Annotated in this window: 18 protein-coding genes; 11 read left to right on the top strand and 7 right to left on the bottom strand. The window is 58.0% G+C overall.

Going from position 1 to position 25,060, the window contains the following annotated elements; all coding sequences use genetic code 11:
* Positions 1 to 1,642: calcium-binding protein (locus NKH42_RS20750; protein ID WP_352754661.1), on the bottom strand; the 1,642-nt coding region annotated here is incomplete at its 3' end.
* 888 nt (positions 1,643 to 2,530) lie between these two features.
* Between NKH42_RS20750 and NKH42_RS20745 the strand changes: the two genes are divergently transcribed.
* The 4 genes from NKH42_RS20745 to NKH42_RS20730 are packed head-to-tail and all read left to right on the top strand — an operon-like array spanning position 2,531 to position 9,221.
* Positions 2,531 to 3,751, top strand: a complete 1,221-nt coding sequence (locus NKH42_RS20745) for a glycosyltransferase family 4 protein (protein ID WP_352507247.1) — start codon at positions 2,531 to 2,533, stop codon at positions 3,749 to 3,751.
* A gap of 44 nt (positions 3,752 to 3,795) precedes the next feature.
* Entirely contained in the window at positions 3,796 to 5,004 is a 1,209-nt protein-coding gene (locus NKH42_RS20740) for an O-antigen ligase family protein (RefSeq protein WP_352507245.1), read from the top strand.
* A 4-nt stretch (positions 5,005 to 5,008) separates the two neighbouring features.
* Positions 5,009 to 7,003: an asparagine synthase (glutamine-hydrolyzing) gene (gene asnB, locus NKH42_RS20735; RefSeq protein ID WP_352507243.1), complete on the top strand. Its 1,995-nt coding sequence runs from the start codon at positions 5,009 to 5,011 to the stop codon at positions 7,001 to 7,003.
* 1 nt (position 7,004) lies between these two features.
* Positions 7,005 to 9,221, top strand: a complete 2,217-nt coding sequence (locus NKH42_RS20730; RefSeq protein WP_352507242.1) for a GumC family protein — start codon at positions 7,005 to 7,007, stop codon at positions 9,219 to 9,221.
* Between the two features lie 315 nt (positions 9,222 to 9,536).
* On the opposite strand, the gene NKH42_RS20725 is transcribed toward NKH42_RS20730, so the two are convergent.
* The 5 genes from NKH42_RS20725 to NKH42_RS20705 all read right to left on the bottom strand — a co-directional run bounded on the left by NKH42_RS20725 (position 9,537) and on the right by NKH42_RS20705 (position 15,453).
* Complete coding sequence (locus tag NKH42_RS20725) at positions 9,537 to 10,583, bottom strand: class I SAM-dependent methyltransferase (RefSeq protein WP_352507241.1); 1,047 nt, start codon at positions 10,581 to 10,583, stop codon at positions 9,537 to 9,539.
* 95 nt (positions 10,584 to 10,678) lie between these two features.
* Positions 10,679 to 11,722, bottom strand: coding sequence for a glycosyltransferase family 2 protein (locus tag NKH42_RS20720; RefSeq protein ID WP_352507240.1), 1,044 nt, complete (start codon positions 11,720 to 11,722; stop codon positions 10,679 to 10,681).
* Entirely contained in the window at positions 11,719 to 12,969 is a 1,251-nt protein-coding gene (locus NKH42_RS20715; protein ID WP_352507239.1) for a lipopolysaccharide biosynthesis protein, read from the bottom strand. Before NKH42_RS20715 ends, NKH42_RS20720 begins: the two co-directional genes overlap by 4 nt.
* Positions 12,970 to 13,416: 447 nt before the next feature.
* Positions 13,417 to 14,499, bottom strand: a complete 1,083-nt coding sequence (locus NKH42_RS20710) for an NAD-dependent epimerase/dehydratase family protein (RefSeq protein ID WP_352974386.1) — start codon at positions 14,497 to 14,499, stop codon at positions 13,417 to 13,419.
* Between the two features lie 243 nt (positions 14,500 to 14,742).
* A complete protein-coding gene (locus NKH42_RS20705) occupies positions 14,743 to 15,453 on the bottom strand; it encodes a helix-turn-helix transcriptional regulator (protein WP_352507238.1) in 711 nt (236 codons plus the stop codon).
* A gap of 287 nt (positions 15,454 to 15,740) precedes the next feature.
* Between NKH42_RS20705 and NKH42_RS20700 the strand changes: the two genes are divergently transcribed.
* Positions 15,741 to 17,480, top strand: a complete 1,740-nt coding sequence (locus tag NKH42_RS20700; RefSeq protein ID WP_352507237.1) for a PAS domain S-box protein — start codon at positions 15,741 to 15,743, stop codon at positions 17,478 to 17,480.
* A 181-nt stretch (positions 17,481 to 17,661) separates the two neighbouring features.
* Here NKH42_RS20700 and NKH42_RS20695 read toward each other — a convergent pair whose 3' ends face one another.
* Positions 17,662 to 18,336, bottom strand: coding sequence for a LuxR C-terminal-related transcriptional regulator (locus NKH42_RS20695; RefSeq protein ID WP_352480474.1), 675 nt, complete (start codon positions 18,334 to 18,336; stop codon positions 17,662 to 17,664).
* Positions 18,337 to 18,847: 511 nt separating this feature from the next.
* Here NKH42_RS20695 and NKH42_RS20690 point away from each other — a divergent pair.
* From NKH42_RS20690 to NKH42_RS20665, 6 genes are all read left to right on the top strand, one after another.
* On the top strand, positions 18,848 to 19,570 hold the full coding sequence (locus NKH42_RS20690) for a nucleotidyltransferase family protein (RefSeq protein WP_023675619.1): 723 nt from the start codon (positions 18,848 to 18,850) through the stop codon (positions 19,568 to 19,570).
* A 47-nt stretch (positions 19,571 to 19,617) separates the two neighbouring features.
* Positions 19,618 to 20,754 carry a DegT/DnrJ/EryC1/StrS family aminotransferase gene (locus tag NKH42_RS20685; RefSeq protein ID WP_352480475.1) on the top strand — a complete coding sequence of 379 codons (1,137 nt, stop codon included), beginning with the start codon at positions 19,618 to 19,620 and terminating at the stop codon, positions 20,752 to 20,754.
* Positions 20,751 to 21,425 (top strand): sugar transferase, encoded by a 675-nt coding sequence (locus tag NKH42_RS20680; RefSeq protein WP_352507236.1) that lies wholly within the window; start codon positions 20,751 to 20,753, stop codon positions 21,423 to 21,425. The genes NKH42_RS20685 and NKH42_RS20680 overlap by 4 nt, the downstream gene beginning before the upstream one ends.
* Positions 21,426 to 21,499: 74 nt before the next feature.
* Positions 21,500 to 22,504 carry an SDR family NAD(P)-dependent oxidoreductase gene (locus tag NKH42_RS20675; RefSeq protein ID WP_352752857.1) on the top strand — a complete coding sequence of 335 codons (1,005 nt, stop codon included), beginning with the start codon at positions 21,500 to 21,502 and terminating at the stop codon, positions 22,502 to 22,504.
* The gene (locus NKH42_RS20670) at positions 22,501 to 23,775 is read left to right on the top strand and encodes a hypothetical protein (protein WP_352507235.1); all 1,275 of its coding nucleotides are present in this window, start codon (positions 22,501 to 22,503) and stop codon (positions 23,773 to 23,775) included. The genes NKH42_RS20675 and NKH42_RS20670 overlap by 4 nt, the downstream gene beginning before the upstream one ends.
* Positions 23,762 to 25,024, top strand: coding sequence for a polysaccharide biosynthesis/export family protein (locus NKH42_RS20665; protein WP_352507234.1), 1,263 nt, complete (start codon positions 23,762 to 23,764; stop codon positions 25,022 to 25,024). Before NKH42_RS20670 ends, NKH42_RS20665 begins: the two co-directional genes overlap by 14 nt.
* Positions 25,025 to 25,060 lie beyond the last annotated feature (36 nt).

The raw sequence follows: 25,060 nt of genomic DNA, 5'->3' as shown, positions 1-25,060 counted from the left end.
CATAGTAGGTGTCATTGCCACCATAGCCGGTCATCGTGTCGGCGCCGCCGAGGCCGTTGATGAAATTGGCGCCGGCATTGCCCTGGATCGTCTGGGCAAAGCCGTTGCCTGTGAGATTGATTGCCGTCGTGCCGGACGGATTGCTGGTGGCGAGAAGCTCGATCTCCGACCCGGCCGCAAGCGCATGACTTACTGACGCGAGTACTTTATCGGTACCGCCGCCTACGGCCTCGATGACCTTGTCACCGGCATTGTCGGCATAGTAGGTGTCATTGCCACCATAGCCGGTCATCGTGTCGGCACCACCGCCGCCGTTGATGATGTTCGCGCCGGCGTTGCCTTGGATGGTCTGACTGAACTCGTTGCCGCTGAGGTTCATTGCCGTCGTGTCGGATGGATATCTTGCGGCGAGAAGCTCGATCTGGGTGCCCGCCGAAAGCGCATGGCTCACTGACGTGATCACCCGGTCGGAGCCGCCGCCCACCGCCTCGATGACCTTGTCACCGGCATTGTCGACATAGTAGGTGTCATTGCCACCATAGCCGGTCATCGTGTCGGCGCCGCCGAGGCCGTTGATGACATTGGCGCCGGCATTGCCCTGAATGGTCTGAGCAAAGCCGTTGCCTGTGAGATTGATTGCCGTCGTGCCGGACGGATTACTGGTGGCGAGAAGTTCGATCTCCGATCCGGCCGCAAGCGCATGACTGACCGAGGCGAGTACTTTATCGGTACCGCCGCCCGCAGCCTCAATCTCCTTATCGCGGACATCGTCGACATAATAGGTATCATTGCCGCCATAGCCGATCATCGTGTGGCCGCCGGCTCCGTGGAATACATCGTCGCCACTGGTGCCATACAAGATGTCGCTTGTGTCGACGGGAGGCGGGGTGGTTCCGGTGGTAGCGAGGTTGTGCTCCCGGAAAAAGGCCTGCAGTTCGGAGGAGCTTTCAAGCGCGGTGTCGCCGTTCTGCGTTCCCCATTTATAGGTGTAGTCGAAGCCGGGCGTCGGCACCAGTGCGGCCCAATGATCGATCATGATTTGCATCTGTTCGGGGGTGGGCATGACATGTCTTCCGCCATCGGAAGTCTCCCAGTTACCGCCGCCAAAGGCCTGGTAGACCGGAACGATGTTGCTAACCGGGATGCCCGACTTCACCGCTGCAGCCACGGCTCGATCGATCATGTCGTAGTCGACCGTGTCCGTTCCCGTGCGCACCGGATAGGGGTCTATTCCGAAATAGTCGATATGCGTGTTGGCCGGATTGTAGGTGTTCGTAAAATCCGGATTGGTCGGGGATCCCATATTCATCATGGTGATGAAGGTCTTGGCGCCCGGAAAATGCTCATGGATCCAGTCGGATTCCGCCTTCAGGTTCTCAGCGGTTGCGTAGGTGCCCCACCTGCCGGTGGGATCGGGCTCGTCAACAAGATAGAATCCGAACACGTTCGGATTGCCGAGGAAGGGGGTCATTTTCTCGATGAAGGATGAGGTTACGCCCTCGTGCTCATTCAGATACACCAGGCCCTTCATGCCATCCGGCAATGCGTTGACCTGGCTAACATATTGAACGTCGGCCAGATTGAACCCGGCGGTTGCGATTTCGGTGGCGGAGCCACCCGAGGCGTAGTGCAGAGTTGCCATCCAATATTCCTTTGTCTCATTCGATAGCGCCCGGGGATTGCCTACTAGAGGGTGTATATTAGCGCCAAATCACATACCTGCAGCCTCTGATAGAATGGTTGATCGCCAGTAGGAATGCTGCACAGAGGGAGAAATCCCAATAGATGTATTAAATAAATATCAAGTATACAATCAAGTTAAGCTCGCATAGCTATGCAGATCAATCCAATTTAATTGAAAATCGATAGATTAATTGTCTAAAAAATTTAGCCTGCATGTTGCGGTATTGAGTTGTTAATTTAGCTGTTAACCTGCAAATTTACAGATCAGAAGAACATTTAGTCTAAGGGACAAGGCCCTTCGTAGTCTCATTGCCGCAACCAATTAGTTGTGGACAATTCGTAAGCGTCTGCCCGCTCGTCGCGGGATATCGGTCGGCAGATCAGGTTTTCGACATCGGAGGGGTCGAATCGGCTTGCCCGCTGGTCGCAAGGAGGCAAGCCGCGTCAGGGATTGTGGGTGAGAGGGCTGATCATCATGCCTGGTAACACGCGGACCGGACAGGGAGCTTAGGAATCCCAGCGTAGAGCAGCCGTACAGCGCACGACTGTCGGAAGGGCTTTCTTCGGTTGGCTTATCAGTGACGAGTCCGGCTTGGCAGAACTCGCCAGAGTTCGAGGCACAATTCATCGGCGTATCCACAAGATGCCGTCGAGGTGCTTCGCGCTATGCGTAAGGCCGTGATCCCAATGCGGTTTACCTCATTCAAACAGACGAGGACAGTAGGCAAGCCTCCTCCTACCGTACCCTTTCACGCGCACAGAAGTAACGAAGCAGAACCATGAAAGCAGATGCGAAAGGTAGTTACTTCATGCGACCGAAACACGGCGCACGGACGGGAGCTTCGGGATGAATCCGCATCTCGTTTGTGTGGGAGGCGAAGATCACGCCCTGAGAATTCCGTTCCTAATGTCGCTGCGCGAAAGCGGCTTCCGGGTCACAGCGGTTTCGACCGGCGATGAGGCTGCGTTTTTGCGGCATGGCATTCCGCATCGCGGCTACGGTTTCGACCGATTTGCCAGCGGCGGTGGCGAGTGGACCGCCGTAAGAGCGATTCGGAAACTGGTTGCGGAACTCCGGCCTGACATTGTCCAAAGTTTCGACACCAAGCCTAACCTGCTGGCACCCCTTTCGCTGCGCGGAACAGTTCCGGTCGTACGCACGATCAACGGCCTCGGCTGGACATTCTCCTCGCTGGAACCGCGGGCTCTGGCCTTGCGTCCAATCTTTTGCGGACTGCAGTGGCTTGCTTCCTTCTGGACGGCAGCGACGGTGTTTCAGAACCGGGACGATGAGGCCTTCTTCAAGCGCTTTCGATTAATTGAACCCGGCAGCGGAAGAGTGATCCGCAGTTCTGGCATCGACGTCGATGCGTTCGCCATGGCGAGGCATCTTGCTCCGCCGGCAACGAAAATGCGCAAGGAATTAGGGCTCCAGTCAGCGGAGATCGTGATTTTTGTGGGCCGGCTGACCCGCCAGAAGGGCATCCCGATACTGCTTCAAGCAGTGCCCCGCGTCCTTTCCAAAAGACCTAACGCTCGTTTCGTGCTTGTCGGCCCTTGGGAGTCCGAAGGTCCATTTGCAGTCGACAAGTCGGAAATCGATCGACACGCTCCTCATGTTATCGCGCTTGGCCCACGACGCGATGTTTCAGCCCTTCTTGGCATGGCCGACGTGTTCGCCTTCCCCACACAATATCGGGAAGGAATCCCGCGCGTCCTGCTCGAGGCAGGGCTGGCGGGTTTGCCCATCGTTGCCTCGAACATGCCCGGCTGCAATGAAGTGGTCGAGGATGGATGGAACGGCTATCTTGTCCAACCGCACGACGCCGATGGTCTTGCATCTCGAATAGTTGACATCCTTTCCGACCGCAGTCGCGGAAAGGTCATGGGCGGTCGTTCCGTCGAACTTGTCCGGGAGCAGTTCGCGCTGCCGCGGGTGGTGGCCCAATATTGCGATCTGTACAAAAATATCCTTGGCGCCAAACCCTACAGCGATCTCGCCCGACCGGCGTCTCCGATCTTGTTTGGAGAGGGTGCTGCGAGAAGCAGATTGGACTGGCGCCGATGATCCGGGACGCGATCCTGGCCTGCGGCCTCGCAACGACCTATGCGGTGCAACTCGACATTCCAGGGTCGCCCTTAGGGGTTGGCGAACTGTTCATCGTACTTTGGATCATGCTGTCGATTGGGCGCGTACTCGCCGGGGGCCACCTGGAGACAAGGCCGGCGCTGACACGCCTTGTGAGCTTCTGGACGATCATGGCGCTTGCTCTCGGGATCGGCACCGTCGTCGGCTATCTGACCACAATTCTATATCTGACGGGCCTGATGCACGATACGATGGCCTACCTGCTGTTGGTCAGCATCACCTGCCTTGCCGCTGCAGAACCCGACGCTGATCGCCGGCTGCGTCGTACTGGCTGGTGGGTTGTGGGCATCGCGAATATCGCGCTTGCCGTTCAGCTGGGACAGGGCTGGGGCTGGATCCCCCAAGCAGGCGTCGATCCCTGGTACTGGGACCGCTTCCGTGGCTGGTCGCATAATCCAAACCAGCTCGCGCTTTACTGCGCAATCTTTGGCCCGCTAGCCTTGCATCTTGCGACCACCACCAGCAATCGATGGGGCAGGTTTCTTGGGATCGCCAGCTTGTTCCTGACCTTCTATGTCGGGAGGCTGACAAAGAGCGATACCTATCTGTACACCAGCATCCTGACCTGCCTGACGTTCCTCGGGCTGCGGATCAGGACATGGCTCAAGACCGGTGGCAACAGAGTCAGCTTTTCACGGCAAGCCGTCCTCCTGTTGCTTGTCGGTATCCTTCCGTTGGCGATCGCGATAACCCCTTACGCCGTAACTGAGGCGAGCGTCTTCGAAAATTTCGCCAAGGGCCTGACCAAGGACAAAGGCGGCGAGGCCACTGCCGAAACCGCCGCACTCCGCGTGCATCTCTGGAACGAAGCGCTGGAGAAGGGCGCCGAATCCGGGTCGCTGGGCCTTGGTCCAGGTCCGCATCTCGAGCGCCCATCAGTGTTCGACTCGCAATTTCTGGAACGGCCCTTCGAGGCTCACAACACGATCCTCGACCTGTACACTCAAGGTGGTCTCATTGCGGTTCTGGCGCTGGTCTGGATAGTCGGCGCCGCCATCATATCGGTGTGGCGTGCGAAGCTCGACGCGCTGTTAGCGCTCGTGGTGTCAATCATCATCTTCGGGATGCCGCATCTGATCATCCGCCACCCGATCGTATGGTTTGCGCTAACCATCTGCCTTGTCGCCGGTACGCCGAAAGCAGTTTCTGCAATCTCCAACAATCCGGGGTAATGGTATGTGTGGTATTGCCGGAATTCTTCTTGCCTCCGATTCAGCCGACACGAGGCCGCTCAGGGCAATAGAGCAGATGACGGCCGCACTTCGTCACCGCGGGCCGGATGGCGAGGCATTCTGGGTAAACTGTGAATCGGGGGTGGCCTTCGGCCACAGGCGGCTGGCCATAGTTGACCTGTCAGAGGCTGGCCGTCAGCCGATGCATTCTGAAAGCGGCCGATATGTCATTACATTCAACGGCGAAATATACAATTTCCGTGATTTGCGCCGTGAGCTGGAGAGTACAGGCCATCATTTTCGGAGCGCCAGCGATACCGAAGTCATGCTCGCCGCAATTGAGAGTTGGGGCCTCGAAAAAGCACTCACCCGTTTCGCCGGCATGTTCGCTTTAGGATTGTGGGACCTTAGGACAAGGACGCTCCATCTCGCCCGCGACCGAATGGGTAAAAAGCCGCTTTATATCGCCTCAACACGCGATGCACTTGTTTTTGCTTCCGAGTTGAAGGCGATCAACCGTTTTCCAGGGTTTTGCCAGGAGCTCGATATCGATGCGGCCGCGGCAATGCTTTCGAAGGGATGGGTACCGGATGACAGCTGCATTTGGCGAGGCGTGTTCAAGCTGCCGCCGGGTTCGGTCCTGTCGGTAACGGCCGCTGAGTTCTCCGGGGAACGCAGTGTCGCCTCTCTGTCGCATCGCATTCGACACTGGTGGTCGCTGGCCGAAGCCGCCACGAAAGGGCGGGCGGAACAGGTCGCCGGCAGCGACGAGGAACTCACCAATGAACTGGACGGCCTGCTTCGACTTGCCGTTCGGGAGCGCATGATCGCTGACGTCCCGCTCGGGGCCTTCCTGTCGGGCGGAATAGATAGCTCGACGGTTGTGGCCCTTATGCAGGCTCAATCGGAAAAGCCCGTGCGCACGTTCACGATCGCTTTCGGAGAGGGCGGGTTCGATGAGGCTCCCCACGCTGCGGAAGTCGCGCGCCATCTGGGGACCGACCATACCGAACTCCACCTTTCGGCTGCCGTAGCGCGCGACGTCATTCCAGAACTGCCGCAGATCTGGGACGAGCCATTCGCTGACGAATCGCAGATACCAACTCTGCTGGTGGCGCGGCTCGCCCGGCGGCACGTTACGGTGGCTCTGTCGGGCGACGGTGGCGATGAATGCTTCGCCGGCTACGCCCGCCACTTCATGGCGGCCCGCCTGCGACGACAGCATATTCTGCCGTCAGCACTGCGTCGGGCGCTCGCGGCAGGCACTGGGTTATTGGCCCGTGCAGCCCGCCACGATCTCGTCGGCAAGCTGCCGCTTTCGGAGGGTGCACGGCATGCGCTTCGGGGGGATCGGCTGAATCGCCTAGCTCAGCTGCTTGCTGCAGCCAACGAGGACGAGTTGTATCGGCGACTTACGGGATCATCGAACGAGAACCTGAGCCTCCACCAGCCACCCTCATCAATTCACGTCGATCACCGGCTTGATGGGCTGCTGTCCCGTCTTTTGTATGACGATATGGCTGGATACCTCCCCGGGGACATATTGGTGAAGCTGGACCGCGCCAGCATGGCCAACAGCCTCGAGGGGCGATGCCCGCTGCTCGATCATCGGGTTGTCGAATTTGCCTGGCGCCTGCCGACGAATACGAAAGTTCGTAATGGCAAAGGCAAGTGGATTCTTCGTCAGTTGTTGCGCCGGTACGTTCCGCAGCGGCTGATCGAGCGGCCGAAGCAAGGTTTTGATGTTCCTATAGCAGTCTGGCTGAGAGGCCCGCTGCTGAGTTGGGCAAACGACCTTGTCGCCGATATGCGTTTGTCCGGAGACGGGATTTTCGACCTTGCAGAGGTGGATGCGTGCTGGCGCGATCACGTTGACGGCAGGCACGACCATTCTCGTGAATTGTGGCCCGCTTTGATGTTCCAGGCCTGGCACAACGAGGCAAGGCGGCCATCGCCCACAGCAACGGGTTCTCGCGTGCCCGAACTTACAGGAGATTAAGATGGAAGGGTCCATAGTTAGCCGCATCCACCTTCCGCACGTTAACGAAATGCACGTGCCTGCGCGCGAAATCGCTCCGCGCATGAAACGGCCTTTACGCGAACAGATGGACACGCAAACCCCATTCCATCAGCTCCTCATTACCCTCTCAAGAAAAAAATGGTTCCTGCTGGCCATGGTCATCACTGGCGGTGTATTAGCCGCGCTTGCGGGTCTTGCACGGCCTGCCCTGTATGAAGCCACCGCACAGGTAATCGTCGACGCACCTAGTAGAGCAGCCCCTGCCGGCGGCTCGGTCTCTACTCAAGATGTGCTGGATTCCAGCATTGACGACCACATCACCATGCTCTCGTCGCAAGGCCATCTGCGAAGCGTGGTGGCAGCGCTGCGCAAAACGGACGCTCTCAACAATACTAGAAAGGTTGATGCTGTTACCGAAAATTCTGCTGCTGACCCTGCGGGCGTCGAGCCGCCGAAGTTGCGCTCGGGTACAGCCGATCTGCTGGCCAAAATTTGGCCGCGAAGCACTCCGGCGGAGCCAGATGCGGCTGAACTCAAGATACTCCGTAAGGGTATAAGGATCGGCCAGGAGCTGCGATCGAGGGTCATCAGTGTCGGCTTCACCGATCACGATCCGGCGCGAGCTGCTTTGATCGCCAATACCTTTGTCCAAGTGTATATTGGCGATCTGGCAAGGAAAAGCCAAGCATCGGACAGACTGGAACTTGAATCGATAGTTGCCGGACTTCCAGCTACACAGAACAGTCTCGCAGAAGCGACCGATCGTCTTGAGAGGTATCGGCTGAGCCATGGCGCGATCGACCAAGGTGCAGCGGATAATGCCGCCAAGGAGATAGTCGAACTCACCCAGCAAATCTCCTTGTCGAAAGCCGATCTCTCCGCATCGGAATCTCGACTTCAACACATTCAGGACTTGCGAAAGGGGGGCGCGTCGGTTGCCGCGGTAGCCGAAACCATCGGATCACCCGTGCTGGCCGATCTCTTGGCACGCCAGGCCAACGGCACAACAGATGAGGATGTCACAAATGCGATCGATCGTGAGATCGAACAAGAAATCGCCCGCGTCGCTGCCGAGACGAACATCTATCGCTCCCAAATAGCGGTGCTGCAAAAGCGTAAGGACGTCCTGGATGCGGTTGTGGCCGATACAGCCGGCCGGCTTTCCGGATTGCGCGCTCTCGAGCCCCAGGTCGGCATCCTGACGCAGCGCTACAACGACCTTTTGACCCGGCAACAAGACTTGATGCGGCGTATCGCAAGTCCATCCCCCGGAGTCAGGCTTCTCTCAGCGGCGTGGCCTCCTACCAATCCAACGACTCTGTCGCCAATATTTCTTATTCCGCCCGGCATGGTTGTGTTTGGCCTGATTGGGGGGATCTTCATACTTGTCCGCCAACGCTTCGATAGCACCTTGCACGGAGAGGCCGAAGCTGAAGCCGCGCTCAAAGTTCCGTGCCTCGGGCTGATACCCCAGGCTGCCACAACGCACGCGAGGCGACTGCAGCAGCTGGTTTCAGGTCAGCAGGAGTCAAGATACAGCCGCGCCGTGACGGCCCTGCTTGTCGCTGCAGCGCCCCAGCGGGCGAGGGATTGCTCGAACATAATCTTGATAACATCCTGCAGTGAGGATGATGGCAAGACCGAGCTCGCATGGAGCATGGCCTTGGCGGCCACAAGACTTGGAGGGCGAGTACTCTTTATTGATCTGGACCGCACGGACCGCCGCCTTACAGGCGAGTTTGTGAAGGAATTCAGCGCACGTAAGCCGCACAATTTTTTTGGAGACTATATCAATGACCGTTGTGCGCTGCGTGATGCGATAGCTGGAATGTCGGCAATCGGAATCGATTTCATGGCGCTCGCACCGTCGGAGGATCTGCTGCCCTTACTGTCCAGTGTCGATGGCTCCCCTTTCAAAGATGAACTGCACTCGGTCTATCGGGTGGTCATCATAAATGGGCCGCTGGGGCTTGAGGGACCAGAGGCCAGACTCCTGACAGGCTGGGGTGACGTGGTTCTTTTCGCCATTCGCTGGGCGAAAACGCGACGCAGCATCGCGCGAGGCGTCCTAGACTTGCTTGCGGGCGATACGCCAGCTTCGGTTCCCGTCGCAAGCGTTCTCACGAAGGTTAATCTCAGGAAGCACGCGGGTTACCGGTTTGGGGACAGCGCTGATCTCTTGCTGGAGGGAGCATGACGAGCTCGGCTTTTACTGTTGCCTACTTCCCACCACCGCCCGTTGAAAATCCCCGTTTTAGGCGCCGCGCCGATCGGCTGCCGGCGCGGGCCATTCGCCCGTAGCCGGGGTTGCCGCGGAGAGATCCGTCCGGAGCGTGGGGCCGAGGTGTCACAACGGAACCTACTGGCCAGGAGCCGCCGGACGGGCATTCATGAATTTCGGGAGCAACGCCTGAGGCGACGCCCCTGATGCCATCCTTCGTCTGCTTGGCAGGTCCAGCAGCCTGGTGGTGTCAAAATCACCTTCCCGCTGCAAGCGGCGTGGCACCGCTCATTACTGCTTGGCTTGGCGATGAATCCGTGGCGCAGGTGACGAGACTTTGTCGATTTTCGCCCAGAGTGCGCTCCCGCCCATCGTAGATGCGTTCCTGATGGCGTATGCCCATGCCGGCAAGCGTGACGGTGAAATCGCAAGGGCGGTCAAACCTTGCGCCATTCGTTGCGCTTTGCTTCGCGGCAGGGCCCGAACGAACTCACTCAGACTACCTGGTTTTTGGCCCTTTCGCAAAAAGCTGTGGACGATGTCTTGCTTCAGGAATTTGGCGAGATTGAACGGCTCGCGCTCGCATTTGCTCAATTGCAAGCCGTGCCGCCGACATATGGCATCGAAGGCTCCTTTCGTCCATCGGCCAATGTGGTTTGGTGGCATGTCTACGAGCGAACCGTGAGACTCCATATAGTACGTTCTGTTTTCATTTGGCACGGCAATGAAAACAGATCCTTCCGCCTTCAGAAGATATTTTAAGCGAGCAAAGACCTCATCCACTTGGTCCATATGCTCGAAGACCTGAAACATGAAAATAAAATCGAACGCCTCTTTCATGGGATTGAAGCTGCCATCTCGAAAGTCATTTGCAAATGTCTTGAAGCCTTTTGACGCCAGTACTGATCGCGCCGTTTCGTTGTAGTCGACGGCAGAAATATCCGAAGTATGGAAGAATTTATTCTTGATGCGGTCGAGAAAATACCCAAACCCCGATCCCACTTCGAGAGCAGTCTTTCCGCCAGTATTCAGGCCCGCGAGCTCTTCGATTGTTCTTGCATATTCCCATTTCATAGTTGGATAAGAAGGGTACGCCCAGGCTAAGTTATAAAACTCAAAGCCGCCGGCGACGAACGGATCTGCGAAACCGAATCCACAATCTGCGCATTTGCGAATGTCGCAAGTGTTACGGCCCCAGAGATCCGACAGGTGGCTTGTTAACTTTCGGGAGCGATCGGGGTCCTGACGCGGATTGATGAAATGTCGAGAGGCCTCGTCTGCTGTCACTTCGAACAATTTTGCGGTTGATACACTGCCACACGCCGGACAAATGGTCATCTCGCTATCCCCGAAGCCTGGACGAAGGAAAGCCGCCTTCGACGGTGTAGAATGCGTGCCAGCCGGCCAACGCAGGCCTCAATGATGCCGCCACGCTAAATTCGCCTCTGGCTACGCAACCGGCCCAGTCTCGGGCGGATGGCGAACACGTAAGTAAGAATGTGCTGGCTCGCAATTTTCATAACTGATGGGCGAAGAATTTGCATGGCATCTTGGATCGTCGCTCGCCATGACTGCTGGTGGAATCTGCTGGGAATACGAGCAACCCGCAGCGCCCGTAACAAAGTCTCGGGGCGAGGGAGGTGTTTACGATCCTGAATTAGATTCCAGTTAAGCTCTTTGACGGCAAGAGTTACTTGATCAACTTCATCAAAATTCTTAGTTGTAGTGATGCTCGGGTGATTGGTCGCGTCGTAGAAGATCAAGCCGTCATTTATCGCGACCATGTCTCCGTGGCATGCCAGGTCAACAAAGAACAGCTGGTCGACTCCGGCCGGGATAGAATTGTGCGCGCGCATCAGGCAACCCGCGTGAATGACGTCGCGGTTGATCAACAGCGTCGACGGGATGATCCCGAGGCTCCGCGTCGTACGGACCAGATAGAGGTCCGTTAGGCATTGCTGGCTCGAGTAGACGGAGATCCGTTGTCGCCCTTGCGGTGGCAATCGGAATTTCATCCGATCGTCTTCAATTATATTCGCGGCACAGGTCATAAATGCAGCCGAGGGATGCTTGGTGGAAACCTCGGCAAAGGTCTTGAGTGCGCCTGGGGCGAGCCAGTCATCGTCATGGAGCAGCTTGATCCATTTTCCGACGCAAGCGAGCATGGCGTTGTTGGTATTCTCGACCTGACCCCGGCCCCGACCGTTCTCGACAATTCGGATGCGAGGCTCGGTCCGTGCATACTCGGTGACGATTGCCCAGGTCGCTCCCTCTCGGCCCTCGTCGTCGCTGACGACCAGCTCCCAACTGGCGAAATCTTGACTCAGAATGCTATCCATCGCCCGGCGGATCGTGTCCGGTCGGCGAAAGGTCGGGATGGCAACTGAAATGAAAGGGCGCAGTCGCGAAGCATCAGCGCGATGATGTTGGTCAACCACATCGGTCGTTAGAAGCTGATCAAGCTGCGAGTGCTTCATGGTGTTTTTCCCTCGAGATGATGACTCTGCTTTGGTATGGCGGCTCCCGATGGTTCGACGTAGTGGCGGAGAAGATACAGAGAGGCCGCCGTTTTCAGTGCAAACCCGACGGCGCCGCCGGCCGCCATCAGATAAATGACTTTGAGTGGTTCCCAACCTGCCTCAGCACCGGCGAGTAGCGGGCCAAATACAAGCGCCGTCCGCGCGCCGTCGACGAGAAGTCGTACCTCTTGCCGCCGCAGAAGAGCCGGGACATCTTGAAGCGGTGTCGACAACGCCTGCGTGGCACCCATGAACGCCAGCGCGGTCATAATGTCTGCGGCGGGAACCCAGGGCGCGCCCAAGAGGGGAACGACGATATATGGCGCGGCCAGGCCAAGCGCTAATATTGGCAATGCGGTGAGGCCGGCTGAAAGCATCAAGAGGCCGTGCGCGGTGCCGAGCAAATGGGCGCGACTGCTGGTTTTGTTCGCCTCAGATACAAAAACATTGCTAAGCGGGTTGGCGATCAGCGTGACGGGTGCAGTCACCAGCCGTGACGCAACTCCCAGGTAGCCGGCAAAAGCGGCGCCAAACAGCGAACCAACGAGTATTGCGGGAAGATTGATGATGGCAAAACTCGCTAGGGCCGACGGAATGTCAAACAATGGAAACTTGTATTCTCGCCTGGCGACTGCAAAGACGGTCCGCCACGGCGCTCGGGCGATGCCGCCTATGTCCTTCCTGCTCAGAATCCGAGAGCCGAGGATTCCGATGAAGATGAATTGGCTCAGGATATGAGCATGCACCATCGCGTCGCCTCCGAAATGGGCGAGCCCAAAAGTTAGTTGCAGCAGGGCCATGGTCACCGGCAAAATCAGGCGGCCGAGGGCGAAGTCGCGTAGCAGGCCTACGCGCAGACTCCAGCAGTTCATTGCTTCGACGAGGCCGGCACCCCCCATCCCAAGTGGAATGAGCCAGGCGAGGTGGCCAACTCGCGCTGGAGCGATGCTCGCCCACAGCAGTCCTGCCCCAAAGGCCAGGACACTCGTCACCAAGACAGCCAGGAGAATGAGCTTAACGGTCACGTACGCCTGCGCACTGTCCTTGACCCCATAAAGCGAGGCCTCGAAACGCAATGCTGCGATCGCACCGAGGATGTTTACGATCGACAGGTAAATCGTGAAGATCCCGAAATCTGCCGGGGAATAGAGCCGGGCCAAAACGGGAATGGCGGCGACCAGGGTCAGCTGGCCGGCAATCGCCATGGCCGAAACGCCTCCTGCCGCGCGAAGAATACCGCCGATCGGGCTTGGAGGAACACGGGTGATTATTTTCTCGACCGTAGCAACCGTCCTGGATCTCAGAAAGTAGCTTTGGGACATGAGCTCGCGATTCCGAGGAGGCAAAATGCGGTCGAATAGAGCTTACGATGGAGCCCGAACGTCACCATCATCCATCTGAATGACATTGTTCGGCAGAGCGCGGATGCGGCGAATTCTTTGTGCTCCGTGCCAAGTGCAACTTCAGTCTCCGAATCGAGATCGCTCATTGGAACTGCCCGCGATAAGCTGATTTGCGCGAGGATCGCGCGGGGCATCGATGACCGGAAAATGTCGTCGTGACGCTGTGCGGCATCAGCTGATCTTTTGACCAGACCAGCAGCCCCGACAGGATAACAGACGCGTGGATCCGTCGCTCCGACAAGGCGCGGATCACACGATGGCCTCTACATGCACCAACGTTTGTTGCCGTATGCTGGTCGCGGCATCCCTTCCATGAAAGTCCCGGTACCATTCGACAAAGCGTTGCACTCCGTCCTCAAGCCGCGTCGTCGGGGCGAAGCCGACGGCCTTGCGAAGGTCGCTGACGTCGGCGCGTGTCTCTAAAACGTCGCCAGGCGGCAACGGCACATCCACGCGAAGCGCCCGGCAGCCAAGGGCGGTCTCGATGATCGAAATGAGCCGGTTGATCTCCTCGGGCCAGTCGTTGCCGATGTTGTAGACGCGATGCGGCGCGGAACTTGTAGCAGGATCGGCGGTGAAGGGGTCCCAATGCGGATCGGGCCGCGGCGGTGCAGCAAGTGCTCGAACCACGCCCTCAGCGATATCGTCGATATAGGTGAAGTCTCGCCACACGCGGCCGGCATTGGCTACTTCGATTGGATTCCCCTCGATAATCGCACGCGTGAACATATAGACCGCCATATCGGGCCTGCCCCAGGGGCCATAAACGGTGAAGAAGCGCAGTCCAGTCATAGGTAAGCCGAACAAGTGACTGTATGAGTGCGCCATGAATTCGTTTGAACGCTTGGTTGCGGCGTACAGACTGACAGGATGATCGGCGCCGTGATGCTCGGAAAACGGTATGGTTCGATTTGAGCCGTAGACGGAGCTCGAAGAGGCATAGACGAGGTGACTAACGCCGAAGTGCCGACAGCCCTCAAGAACGTTGAGAAAGGCTATTATGTTCGATTGCAGATAGGCATGCGGGTCAACTAGTGAATGTCGCACGCCGGCCTGAGCCGCGAGATGCACAACGTTTGAAGGTCGAACTTCTGAAAACAGCAACTGGACACGCGCCGCATCCGCCAGATCAATTCGCATCGGAGTGAAGCCCGACTCGGTACAGAGGCGCGCAAATCGCGCTTCCTTGAGTCGTGGATCGTAGTAGGGGGAGAAATTGTCGACGCCGATGACTTCGACACCCAGACGCAAAAGCCGCAAAGCGACGTGAAAACCAATGAAGCCTGCCGCGCCGGTGACGACGATCGGTCCGGTCCGTGCCAGTCTCTTCACCGCGCGGTCCGAACGCGATCGAGCGATTTCCACCTTCTCCGCTGCGGCAAGAACAGACTCGCTGCCTAGATCGTTGTCCAACTTGTCGCCTTTCGAATCCGTTCGACAGTACCGAATGGCCGGTCCGGGATTGCGGCTTCCGTCATGCGGTGCACGACCTGCCAAGTCATGACACTCCAACTTGCGCCGTCTGAATCCCCGGGCGGATGCCGACGTCCGGCGATGGTATCCAGTGGCCTGCCTCTACGGCAGGACCGAAATGCGGCCAAGAAGGGCCACCAGTTCCGCCTGGCGTTTTGTTTCGGTCTTGGCGAACAGCGAGGCAAGCTGGGAACGGATCGTGGTGCGGCTGAGGCGCCAGCTGCGAGCGATCTCCAAAGGAGCGTCGCCCTGAGCCAGGCGCAAGGCGAGGTGCGTTTCTGCGCTCGTCAGGCCAAACATTCTTTGCAACGTGCGAGGATTTGGCCCAGATCTGTTATCCCGATCCAGCAACGCCACAATGCTCGTTCCGTCGGGAGCGATAACGCCGTTCTCGTTCAGAATCACCGGACGGTCGCCTCTGCTGCGGATCACCACCCAGGATAGTGAGCCCGGCAGGAATTGACCCGGAACATTTGCGATCAGCCGCCTTAGGGCGGTCGTAAGCCCGCTCGCAGTGTCGGCCGCTTCCCCCTGGCGCTCAAGCGTGGTTTGGGCGGCTGCGTTCCACTCGACCACCTTTCTCTCGCGATTCAGCACGAGATAGCCACAGCCAATGCGATCAAGCACGCCGGTTATGGATTCCAGACTGCGGCCTTTTTGTTCGCCGAACCTTGCGTCCAATAGATCCGATGCGCGATCGGCAAGGTGACCAGAAGAGGGCCGCGTATTCCGCGCTTCAAAATCATACCTGGTCCTCGTAGCAATGTACCGATTGCTCGAAGAAGCATTGACCTGTCTATCGATCAGATTCATTTTCTACCCCTAACCCAAAGTTTCACACGCCCGAAATAAGTATTCGGGATTCATGTAGTCTTCTATGTGTCGCTGGATTCTAGTCTTCTATGCGCTGACGGATAATATGTTCATCGCCACCTTGAAAAACTTAATATGATCCGACAGTTCTAAGGCAGCTCTTAGGCCCCGCTGCGTCCGATAAAATGCGCGCTATGATAGCGGTATGGCAATCCGGCAGTGGTACTAAGCTGTACGTTTTTTGCTCTAGTCTCGACGGGCTAGTCAGAAGGTTGTAGTCTGTGTCCATGAGCTCGCAGTCGCGCAGGTCGAATTCGAACCCGTCGGGCAGATTGCTAACTCATATTGCCTCTGCATCGGTGTTAGCTGCCACACTGATATTTGAAATCAAATCGTCAGCCTATATTGGGCAAGGCGCCAGTTTTCTGGAATTTATTCCGGCTATTATTATTATCGCCTATCTCGAAGACCGCGTGGCAGCGCTTGCTGCGACCATTCTGATGGTGACTGTCGGCCTGTGGGCGCGAGGACACGATCACATTTCAAATGGAGATTGGGCACGCGCAATCCTGCTTCTGGTTTCGGGCGGGGTAATTGCCATGACGTTCCATCGCCTTCGGCAGGACTTGCGTGAGTTGCTGGAAGTCGCGGAGGCCAGGCTAGCTGCCGTCGAAGCGACAGAAAGCCGCTATCGTTGGGCCTTCGAACGTGCTGCCCTGGGATTCGCGAACACCAACGAGAAAGGTGAGTTGCTTCAGTCCAACAAACGCCTTTGCGAGATGACCGGGTACAAGGAGGAGGAGCTTGCCCAATTGCGGCTCGATACGCTCGCCCATCCGAACGACCGGCATACCTTGGCGCAATTGTTGGCAAGGCTGGGCAATGACATCTCTTCGTTCGTTTCCGAGGTCCGTCTGTTAAGAAAGGACGGTATGGCATTCTGGGCTCGGCTAACGCTTTCTTCGTCCGTGCCCAAGGGGGGACTCTCGGAGAGCATCTTCGTGGTGGTCGACGATATTTCGGAACGACGCGCTGTTCACGAAGCGCTTCGGGCTCAGAAGGAATGGCTGGACCTCGCTCTGTCTGCTGGACGCTTGGGCACGTGGCGCATCGACCTTAAAGACGGGACAGTCACGGGCTCGGACACGTTCTGGGACATTCTCGGCCTGGCCCAGGCCAATAGCCGCAGTTTGGAGGAACTGTCAGCTGTCGTCCATCCGGCGGACTGGCCAAAGCTGGCGGCATCGAGAAAGGCCGCACCATCGGTCACGAATTACGATGTTGAGATACGTGTCCGCCGACCGGACGGACATATCCGCTGGGTTGCGCTGCGCGGAAGGGAGGAAAGACATGATGATGGTGGACAGCGGCTTGGAGTGGCTGCCGATCTGAGCGAGAGACGACAAACCACGCTGCTGCGTGCCGCGGCAAAGAAGCGGGAGCGCATCATGCTCGAACAGCGTCATAGATTCGGCAATGTTTTCGCGGTGATCACGGCGCTCGTGAAGATGGTCGATGTTCCCGGAAACAACGTCGCCAAATACAAGGAAATGCTGATCGATCGGATACGCGCGCTCGAGGCAACCCATTTGCTTCTTTCACGCAACGGCAGCGTATCGGGGGCGATAAACGATCTCGTTGCGCAAGAGTTGCACCCTTATATGGGGACACGCGCCATATCGGTCAGCGGTCCGTCCGTGGCGATATCGGGAGGCGCCGCCGAGAGTTTTGCAATGATCGTTCACGAGCTTGCCACCAATTCCATGAAATACGGAGCGCTTGGCGATTCAAAAGGCCGGATCGACGTAAGCTGGACGTTCGCAGCTGAAGACACAGGCAGCGATGTCGTGTTCGAGTGGGTGGAATCGGGGCGGCGGCGGACCTCAAGTGTAGTCCGTCATGGCTTCGGTTCCATGATAATCGGAGTGGATGGAGCGCCGCTTGTCGGTCACTCTCCCAGGCTGGAAATATCGGACCAAGGGTTGCGGTATTCGCTGCGGCTGTCGCGCAAGGAAATCGGATTGTAGTGCAGTGCTACAATCGGAAGCAGATATCTAAAGGCGGGTGGCGCTGAGCGGCCTTTGAGATGGGCAGTGTTCTTTCCAAGAATGTCGTTGGCCCAAAGCTGCGCCGTGGCTTTGGGATATGCAGTAATATGCGTGAGGAGTCATGGGATGCCGTTGCACGTCCAAAAGGACGCGCGGCGCTCTAGCTGGCATGTCTCGAAAGCCAAGTCTTCAGCATAACGGCAGCCTCGGTCCGATTGCGTACCCCCAATTCACGCAGAACCGCAGCAGCGTGGATTTTCGTGGTCGCCTCCGCGATTTCCAGATCGCGCGCAATTTCCTTGTTTGAATAGCCTTCCGCCATCAGCTTGAGGACTTCCTTTTGCCTCGAGGTCAGCCTGCCAAGGTTGACGCCAGCGGTACGTCGCTGTGGGCCCTTCTCGGAGTGGGTATGCGCGTGGGTTGCTTGCGTTGCACCCGAGCGTGACAGAAGTGCGGGAACATAGATGCGCCCGGAGAGGATTTCATTGACGGCCAAAACAACCTCTTCGTCCGTCTGCGACTTTACGATGTAACCGTGAAGCCCGATCGACAGAGCCGTGAGTATTTCCGAGCGTGAATCGTTTCCGGAAACGATCGCAAATCGCGTATCCGGATAGGCGGACAGGATCCCGCCGAGCACTTCTTGATTGAACAGGCCTGGCATATTCAGATCCAGGATCGCGAGATCCACGAACGATTGCTCCGCCAGCAAACTGAGCACCGCGTCGAAACAAGACGCTTCAAATATCTCTACACCTGGAATGCCTGCGGTCAGTGCCAATCGCAAGCCGCGACGATACAAGCCGTGATCGTCGGCGATGACGATTCGATACATTGAACTACCCCAACGCGTATCTGAATGGATTGAACGGTGATGGGCCTGAAGTCGTAGCCATTCACTCGTCGATTCATCCAGCCGACGCCGCGGCACCCCCAACACCACAAACGCCGAATTTCTAATATAATCTTAAATAACGGGAAACGCTCCTCTTTTTTTTGCCCCTTGTGAGCGAACCCGCCGAACGTCGTCGAACATACGTTCTGACCTTTTGGAAAGCTGACAGACCGGCTGGTCATTCAGCACTGCCATAGATCCAAAGATATAGAACAGCAAAACGGCCGAATTGTTACCATTCGAATGCACGACGACATCCACCCCGACGGCCACATACCATCCAGATGCAATGTCCGGATCAGGGATCGGTGGGGAAATCTCACCGGTCTTCTGCGGGAAATCTCACCGGTTCTTCGGAGGGGCAAAGAACGTGTTTCCCGGGTGCTGACCAAGGCAGGATAGCCGGCCCGTGACGATAGCGTTCAGGCCGAATGAACAAGGGAGGACCAGGATGAAAGCGGTGATTCAATGTGGAGGAATGGGAACACGCCTCCGCCCCTTCACTTCGGTCTTGCCGAAGCCGCTCATGCCGATCGGCGCACGGCCGGTTCTCGAGATGCTTCTGAAATGGTTGCGACGCAACGGTATTCAGGAAGTCTATATTACAACCGGGTATCTCGGCCACTTGATCCGCACCGTGTGTGGAGATGGCTCGCAGTGGAACCTGAAAATTCGATATACGCAGGAGATGGAGCCGCTTGGCACCATCGGGCCACTGTCTTTGATCAGGGATGAACTGACGGAGCCGTTTATCGTTCTCAATGGCGACGTCCTTACGGATCTAAGCCTCAGTCGATTTGTAGCAGCGCACCGTAAGCACACCGATCCGGTGACGATCGCAACAGCCTGTCGTCTGATCAAGATGGATTTCGGCGTCATCGACGAAGTCGACAATACCGTGCAGGTCTTTCGCGAGAAGCCGACCCTCTCGCATCTGGTCAGCATGGGAATTTACTGCATGAACCCGGACGTTCTGCAGTTTATCCCATCCGGCATACCCTTTGGGTTCGACGACCTGATGCTGCAGATGATGCAGAACGGCACAACCGTGCACGTGTACAAGCATGAGGGTCTCTGGCTCGATATCGGGCGCGTCGACGACTTCCAGAACGCACAGACCATTTCCTGGGAAGACCAATCGGCCTCGATCGAGGTCACCGCGACGGCTGCATGATGAAGTCACGAGCTCGGTTCCCACAATTATCAGTCTAGGAGGTTGTGATGCTCTTGGTCAGTGCCCCGATCCTGGGTGTGCCGGAAAAGACTGCTTTGACCAAGGTCATCGACAGCGGCTGGCTGACAATGGGGGAGCAGGTACGAGCCTTCGAACAAGCTTTTGCCGACGTCCATGGTGCGGAGGATTGCGTCGCGGTCGGTTCTTGTACGGCAGCGCTTCATCTCATTTTGCACGCACTTGGCATCGGACCGGGCGACGAGGTGCTGGTGCCATCCTTGACTTTCGTGGCGACCGCAAATGCGGTCCTCTATGTCGGTGCGACACCGGTCTTCGTGGACATCGAGTCAGCCGACGTGCCGCTGATGTCGATCGTGGAAGCCGAAGCGAAATGCACGACCCGCACCAAGGCAATCATTCTCGTCCATTTCGCCGGCTACCTCGCCGATCGGGAACAATGGCAGAGGTTCGCCCGTGCCCGGGGGCTGCATATCGTCGAGGACGCGGCGCATGCGCCGGGCTTGAAGGAGGTGGGGACATTTGGTGCCGCGGCCGCCTTCAGCTTCTACGGCAACAAGAACATGACCACGGCGGAAGGCGGGGCTGTGATCGCCAGGGATGCCGGTCTGCTCGAGACAATCCGCCAGGCGCGTGGACATGGGATGACCACCGGGACACGTCAAAGGCTGAACAGCCGCACCCCTCAGTATGATGTCACCATGCTCGGATTCAACTATCGCATGGATGAATTGCGGGCTGCGATCGGACTCGTCCAGCTGCAAAATTTGCAGGAGTGGAATGAGATCAGGCGTATCCTGGTCATGCTGTATCGCCGTCTCATAGCCAAGCATTGTCCGGCCGTGACCATCCCGTTCCACGAGCCGCGGACGTCGGCCTACCACATCATGCCTATCCTTTTGCCACGTTACGCCGACAGGCAAGACGTCATCGACGCACTGCGCGCGCAAGGGATACAAACCACTATCCACTACCCGCCGGTGCACCAGATGACGCTCTATCGTGAGCTTATCCCCGATACTCATTTGCCGCGCACCGAAGATTTCGCGCAGCGCGAGCTGACGGTACCGCTGCATCCGCAGGTCACGGCACCTTTGGTCGAAACGGTGGTTGTCGCTCTTGCCGCAGCGGTTAGCGGTTGCGCTCAGACAGGAACAGCCGCATGAATGCCCTGGACGTAGCCATTCACCGGCCTAACGTCTCAAGTGCCGCCCATGGGACTGTGAGACGAGCAATTGATCTCGTCATTGCTGCGGCCGCGGCGATCGTCTTTGCTCCGCTGATGTTGCTGATTGCCGTGGCGCTGCTGCTGGAAGGCGGTCGGCCCATCTTCTTTACGCAGACCCGCGTCGGGGCCGGTGCTCGCCCATTCCGCATGTACAAGTTCCGCAAGTTCAGCGTAAAATGCGATCCCGGTGGCTTGGCGCTGACCATGGCCGATGACAGCCGCATGACGCCGGTAGGACGGTTCCTCGCCGTCACCAAGTTCGACGAGCTGCCGCAGCTTTGGAACGTCTTCAGGGGCGAGATGGCAATCGTCGGGCCGCGCCCGGAGAGCCTTGTCTTCGCCGATTGTTTTCGCGGGGGCTTCGAGGGTATTTTACAATACAAGCCAGGCTTGCTTGGTCCAGCCCAGGTTCTCTTCCGGAATGAAGCGCATTTTTATCCGCGATCCGTGGACCCGTTACTGTTCTACCGTGAGGTCTTGTTTCCGGCCAAAGCCAGGCTTGACCTTTCCTATTATCCGCAACGCACGATCGTCTCCGATGTCGTCTGGATGGTGCGCGGCCTGCTGGCGGTGCTTGGCGTCGTTTCGCCGCCGCCGATCGAAACTTGAGAGCAGATGGGACATCGGCGCTCTCGTGGATTTGCAAAGTCAGTGCCTCACGTCATAGGGGGAACGCTTGGGTCATGGCATACAAGGGCAGGAAAGTTCTGGTTACGGGTGCCGATGGGTTCATCGGTTCGCATCTCACCGAGGCGCTCGTCCGCAGCGGTGCCGACGTCACCGCGGTGGCTCTCTACAATTCCTTCGACAGCCACGGCTGGCTGGACGATTTACCGGACACTATACGAAGCCAGTTGAACCTCATCCGCGGCGATGTTCGCGACAGCGCGTTCGTTAATCGGATCGTGCGCGGCCAGGCGGTCGTGTTTCATCTCGCCGCACTGATCGCTATCCCGTATTCGTATGCCGCCGCCCAGTCCTGTGTGGAAACCAACATCCTGGGCACGGTCAACGTCCTCGAAGCGGCGCGCCAATGGGAGACAGAGCGTGTGGTGCACACCTCGACAAGCGAGGTTTATGGCACCGCGCTGACAATGCCTATCAGCGAGTCCCACCCATTGCAGGGACAGTCACCGTATTCGGCATCCAAGATCGGTGCGGACATGATGGCGGAGTCCTACGCCAGATCGTTCGACATTCCCGTGGTTATCATGCGGCCCTTCAATACGTACGGCCCACGCCAAAGTGAGCGGGCCATCGTACCGACCATCATACGTCAGGCTCTCGATAAAAAATGCCCTGCGATCATGGTGGGAGACACAAGCCCGATCCGCGACCTTACTTTCGTGGAAGACACCGCGGCGGCGTTTTTGACCGCAGGTTCGGCCGAGCTCGAATTTGGCCATGCCTACAACGCCGGAAGCCAGCGCGCTGTGACGATCTCGGACATATTGGATCTGGTGATCGAGTTGAGTGGCTGCAAGAAACCAATTCACCGCGACGAGCGCCGGCTGCGGCCGCAGAATTCCGAGGTGCGTGCCTTGCTGGCCGATTCTTCGCTCCTCGAAAGCAAGACTGGATGGCGCGCCCAGACCAGCCTGCGCGAAGGCTTGGAGCGGACCATCGGATGGTGGCAAGGGCGCCTCAGCGAAGGCCGGGTGCGACACGAAATGGGCTACATGACATGACCTTTCGCCCGCGTGGGTTGGCTCCGCTGTTGATTGCGGCTGCCTTGTCGTTGGATTTGTCCACGGCCAGCGGCCGGCAAGACAGCGCGCCGACACAGTTTGTCGCGCCAGTGATGATGGATCTGCCCGATTATCTCCAACCCGCGACGGATCCAGCCTTCGGGACAGTTTTCATGCGCATCACCAAGCCTGGCGCTCTTGGCAATGGCGTCGTATGCGAGAAGAAATTTTGCAGCCACCGTTATTCCAGCTCCCAGGCATGGAATTCAGACCAGAGCCTCCTCGTCATCACCAACGGCTGCAATGGCATGTGCTTTTTCGACGGGCACACCTATGTCCCGCTTTTCCGTCGCGCTCGATCGGCTGAATGCGAATGGCATCCGCAAAATCCCGATCTGATGATTTGCGTTCAGGACCGGAAAATTTCGACCTGGGCGCCACGGACCAATCGCGAAGACGTGCTGTTCGTGTCGCCGAATTACCATGATCTTCAGTTCGGTCCGTCCAAAGGCAATCCTAGCCGCGACGGCGACCGCATAGCAGTGCGCGCGATCCGTGGGGATGGTGCGATGGTTGCCTTTGCCTATGATCTCAAGCAGCGCCGGAAATTTCCTGACATCGATCTTGCCCAGCTTGCCGGAACGGTCAGCGCCTGCTCGATCTCCCCGCTGGGAGCGAACATCCTGTGCTTTCAGAACGTGAACGAAGACACAGAACAGCGAGCTATTTTCTCCGTCGACGGGACGTTGCGGCAGAGGTGGACGGACCATCATCGGCCCGGCCATGGCGATATGACGGTCGATGATGACGGTAGCGAAGTTTTCGTGGGCATCAGCAAATCCGACCCTGACAAATATCACGTCATCAAAAGGAGACTGATTGACGGGAAGGTCACCTCGCTTATGAAATTTGGCGAAGCGGAGCATGCGTCCGCGCGGGCACTGGACAGGAGCGGCTGGGTGTTCGTGAGCTATGGCGGCAATCCCGATGAGATATCTGCCAATCGCGACTGGGCGCCATATGCGCGAGAGGTGATCGCGCTGCGCCTCGACGGCAGCGGTGAGGTTCGACGAGTCACGCAAACCCACAACGTCCCGTCCGACTATTGGAGCGAAACCCATGCCTCGCCGTCCCCCGACGGCTCACAGGTGATCTGGTCGAGCAACTGGGGCGTGCCTGGCGGGCCAGTCTACGAATTCATCACCCGTCTCGATTGGCCGGAAGAGTCGCGGTCGAACCAGAAGGAGATTGCCGCCAATGGTCCTCGTTAATCGAATCCTTCTTGTCGTGCTCGGCATGCTAGCCGCGATGGAAACGGCCGCTGCGGCGGAAGCACGGGTTGCTTATCGACTTTCCGCCGGCGATACCGTCGAGATAGGAATTGCCTCCATCTCTGAGCGAACGCAACGTGCGGTGGTCCAGATGGACGGCACGATCGCGCTTCCCGAAGTCGGGATGGTTTCGGTTGGCGGCCTGACTCCGGCCGAACTGCAGACACGCATGCAGACGATCTTGCCAACCAAGATATTCCACCAGCGGCTGCCTGACGGGCGGGAGCAAATGATCGTCATCAAGCCGACAGACGTGACCGCCGTGGTTGCAGAGTACAGGCCGATCTATGTGACTGGCGACGTGCTCACTCCCGGACAGCAGGCCTATCGCCCGCTGATGACCGTGCGGCAGGCGATTGCGGTGTCAGGTGGCTTCAGCCTTTTGCGGTCCCGGGCAAACCAGGTTGGCCCCGATCCGGTGGATCTGCGGCGCGATTATGAGTCGCTTTGGGGGGAATACACGAGAGACTATTTTCACAGCGCCCGTCTGCGCGCCGAACTTCAGGGTAAGTCGACTTTCGACATGCAGCCACCACAAGGGTCGCCGTTGTCGGCAGGTTTTGCGTCGGCGATCGCGCAGGCCGAAGCAGAAGGGCTGAAGCTCTCGTTGGACAATTTCCAGAAAGAGCAGAGCTTTCTCGACAAAAGTGGCAAGGATGCTGCAGCGCAAACCGAGACCTTGCTCGAGCGCGAGCGGGCCGAAGCGGATGGGGTGAAGGCGGACGAAGACGAACTGGCGCGCGTAAGGAAAGCGTTTGAGTCGGGAAATCTAACCAATACCCGGCTCGCCGACGTCCGGCGCGCTTTGGTGCTCTCTTCCAGCCGGGCACTCGAAACCTCGGTTGAACTTATGAGAGCACGACGTCAGCAGGACGATTTTGCCAGACAGCGCGAACGCAATGACAACCAAAGAAGGATCGGTCTGTTGACCGAGCTGAAGGATACCAACGTGCGCCTTGCCGACGTCAGCGCAAGACTTCGCGCCGCCAGCCAGAAGTTGCAGCCCACGGGAGCGGCCGCCCTGCCGTTGCCGGTTGCCGGCGAAAGGATCCAGGCCGAGGTAACGATCATTCGCAAGCTCGGCGAAGAATGGCGGAAACAGCTTGTCCAAGAAGACACCGAGGTCATGCCGGGAGACACGATCGAGGTCAGGTTCAGCAGCGCTCTCGAAAACGCGGCGACCCGATGAATCGGCCGGGCTGCCGGTTGAGAGTGTGGCAGCCTC

The sequence above is a fragment of the Mesorhizobium sp. M1142 genome (assembly GCF_040318565.1).
GTDB lineage: Bacteria > Pseudomonadota > Alphaproteobacteria > Rhizobiales > Rhizobiaceae > Mesorhizobium.
The sequence above is the reverse complement of the archived record's forward strand: the minus strand, read 5'-3'. Positions and strand labels throughout refer to the sequence as shown.

What these genes read in the sequence shown, in the direction of transcription:
- NKH42_RS20745 (WP_352507247.1), top strand. Translation starts at nt 2,531, where the DNA reads ATGAATCCGCATCTCGTTTGTGTGGGAGGCGAAGATCACGCCCTGAGA.
- asnB (WP_352507243.1), top strand. Translation starts at nt 5,009, where the DNA reads ATGTGTGGTATTGCCGGAATTCTTCTTGCCTCCGATTCAGCCGACACG.
- NKH42_RS20730 (WP_352507242.1), top strand. Translation starts at nt 7,005, where the DNA reads ATGGAAGGGTCCATAGTTAGCCGCATCCACCTTCCGCACGTTAACGAA.
- NKH42_RS20725 (WP_352507241.1), bottom strand. Translation starts at nt 10,583, where the DNA reads ATGACCATTTGTCCGGCGTGTGGCAGTGTATCAACCGCAAAATTGTTC.
- NKH42_RS20720 (WP_352507240.1), bottom strand. Translation starts at nt 11,722, where the DNA reads ATGAAGCACTCGCAGCTTGATCAGCTTCTAACGACCGATGTGGTTGAC.
- NKH42_RS20715 (WP_352507239.1), bottom strand. Translation starts at nt 12,969, where the DNA reads ATGGCGATTGCCGGCCAGCTGACCCTGGTCGCCGCCATTCCCGTTTTG.
- NKH42_RS20705 (WP_352507238.1), bottom strand. Translation starts at nt 15,453, where the DNA reads ATGAATCTGATCGATAGACAGGTCAATGCTTCTTCGAGCAATCGGTAC.
- NKH42_RS20700 (WP_352507237.1), top strand. Translation starts at nt 15,741, where the DNA reads ATGAGCTCGCAGTCGCGCAGGTCGAATTCGAACCCGTCGGGCAGATTG.
- NKH42_RS20695 (WP_352480474.1), bottom strand. Translation starts at nt 18,336, where the DNA reads ATGTATCGAATCGTCATCGCCGACGATCACGGCTTGTATCGTCGCGGC.
- NKH42_RS20690 (WP_023675619.1), top strand. Translation starts at nt 18,848, where the DNA reads ATGAAAGCGGTGATTCAATGTGGAGGAATGGGAACACGCCTCCGCCCC.
- NKH42_RS20685 (WP_352480475.1), top strand. Translation starts at nt 19,618, where the DNA reads ATGCTCTTGGTCAGTGCCCCGATCCTGGGTGTGCCGGAAAAGACTGCT.
- NKH42_RS20680 (WP_352507236.1), top strand. Translation starts at nt 20,751, where the DNA reads ATGAATGCCCTGGACGTAGCCATTCACCGGCCTAACGTCTCAAGTGCC.
- NKH42_RS20675 (WP_352752857.1), top strand. Translation starts at nt 21,500, where the DNA reads ATGGCATACAAGGGCAGGAAAGTTCTGGTTACGGGTGCCGATGGGTTC.
- NKH42_RS20670 (WP_352507235.1), top strand. Translation starts at nt 22,501, where the DNA reads ATGACCTTTCGCCCGCGTGGGTTGGCTCCGCTGTTGATTGCGGCTGCC.
- NKH42_RS20665 (WP_352507234.1), top strand. Translation starts at nt 23,762, where the DNA reads ATGGTCCTCGTTAATCGAATCCTTCTTGTCGTGCTCGGCATGCTAGCC.